This window comes from Promicromonospora sp. NPDC060204, from assembly GCF_042728455.1.
Lineage (GTDB): Bacteria > Actinomycetota > Actinomycetes > Actinomycetales > Cellulomonadaceae > Promicromonospora.
This window is the reverse complement of sequence record NZ_JBHWZO010000454.1, coordinates 1-1,791: the sequence shown is the minus strand read 5'-3', so window position 1 is coordinate 1,791 and position 1,791 is coordinate 1. Positions and strand designations below refer to the sequence as shown.

At 75.4% G+C, this 1,791-nt stretch carries 2 protein-coding genes; one reads left to right on the top strand and one right to left on the bottom strand.

Translation table 11 applies throughout. The features are described from left to right. Positions 1-36: 36 nt before the first annotated feature. Positions 37-951 carry a tRNA pseudouridine synthase A gene (locus tag ACFWEJ_RS28615; protein ID WP_377232542.1) on the bottom strand — a complete coding sequence of 305 codons (915 nt, stop codon included), beginning with the start codon at positions 949-951 and terminating at the stop codon, positions 37-39. Positions 952-990: 39 nt separating this feature from the next. Between ACFWEJ_RS28615 and ACFWEJ_RS28610 the strand changes: the two genes are divergently transcribed. Next, positions 991-1,749, top strand: coding sequence for an ROK family protein (locus tag ACFWEJ_RS28610; protein ID WP_285101004.1), 759 nt, complete (start codon positions 991-993; stop codon positions 1,747-1,749). Positions 1,750-1,791: the final 42 nt, after the last annotated feature.

Genomic DNA, 1,791 nt, shown 5'->3' with positions numbered 1-1,791 from the left:
GTCGGGACAGAACCCTCGTTCTGTCCCGCCACAGCTCTACCCCTGAGGAGCCGGCACCGGCTCGTCCCAGACGTCCTCGTCCATCCGCCTGGCCCGGACGGCCTCGGCGCGGGCCGCGAGCTCGGCGTCCGGCGGGAACGTGATCTCCTCCAGGCACAGCCCCTCCGGCGGCACGACGAAGACACCCGCGTCCCGGCGCCGGCTCGCCAGGAGGACGCCCGGCCAGCTCGAGTCACGCCGGCCCTCGCCGACCGCGATCGACGCGCCGACGAGCGCACGCACCATGTTGTGGCAGAACGCGTCGGCGACGACGTGCCCCACCACGAGGCCCGCGTCCGGCCCGTCGGCGGGCCGTTCCCAGGCGATGCTCTGCAGCTCCCGGATGGTCGTGGCCCCGGGTCGGGGCTTGCAGTACGCGGCGAAGTCGCGCACCCCGGTCAGGGGGCGCACGGCGGCGTCCATGGCCCCGACGTCGAGCGGCTTGCGGTTCCACAGGACGTGCCGGCGGCGCAGGGGGTCGCGCAGCGCGACGTCGTCGGCGATCCGGTAGGTGTAGCGGCGGCGCAGCGCGGAGAAGCGCGCGTCGAACCCCACGGGCGCGGGCGCGGCCCGGCGCACCACGAGGTCCCCGGGGAGCACGCCGCCCAGCCGGGTCACCAGCGCGTCGCCCGGCGCACGGTCGGAGCGGCCCGGCAGCGCGGCCCAGCCGTCTGCGTCGACGTCCACGTGCGCCACCTGGCCCCGGGCGTGCACGCCCGAGTCCGTGCGCCCGGCGACCGTGAGCCGGGGCGCCGGCAGGCCGCGCTGCACGCTCCGCAGCACCTGCGCGAGCCCGTCCTCCAGCGTGCCCTCGACGGTGCGCAGGGCCGGCTGACGGGCCCAGCCCGCGAAGTCGGTGCCCTCGTAGGCGAGGTCGAGCCGGACCCGGATGAAGTCGTTCACGACAGCCATCTTCCCCGATCTGCCCGCCGGGGTTCGTACAGTGACGTCATGGCAGACACCCTCACGCTGGCGGTCGACTGTGGCGGCGGCGGGATCAAGGCGGCCGTCCTCGACACGTCGGGGACCGCGCACGCGACACCCGTCCGGGTGCCGACGCCCTACCCGCTCCCGCCCGAGCTGCTCGTCGACACGATCGCGAAGATCGCCACGGACCTCCCCGCCGCCGCGCGGGTCACGGTCGGCATGCCGGGCATGATCCGCAGCGGTGTGGTGGTGCACACGCCGCACTACATCACCCGGTCGGGGCCCCGTTCCCGGGTCGTGCCCGCGCTCCTGGACGCGTGGAGCAGCTTCGACATGCAGGCGGCGGTCGCGGCCCGCCTGGGGCTGCCCGCGCTCGTCCTGAACGACGCCGAGGTGCACGGCGCGGGCGTGGTCGCGGCGTCGGGCCTGGAGCTGGTGATCACGCTCGGCACGGGCCTCGGGACGGCGATGTTCCACGGCGGGCGCATCGCGCCGCACCTGGAGTGGTCGCACGCTCCCGTGCGCCGCAGCCTCACGTACGACCAGTACATCGGGGAGCCCGAACGACGCCGGCTCGGGGACGGGCTGTGGTCACGGCGCGTGGTCACCGTCGTGGACGGGCTGCGGCCCGTCTTCCACTGGGACCGGCTCTACATCGGCGGCGGCAACGCGCGCTGCATCACGCCGTCGGCGCTGGCCCGCCTGGGCGACGACGTCGTCATCGTGCCCAACTCGGCCGCGCTCGTGGGCGGCGCGCGGGCCTGGGACCTTCCGCCGTCCTGACCTGTCGGACGACGACGCCGGCCGCACCCTCCGTACGGAAGG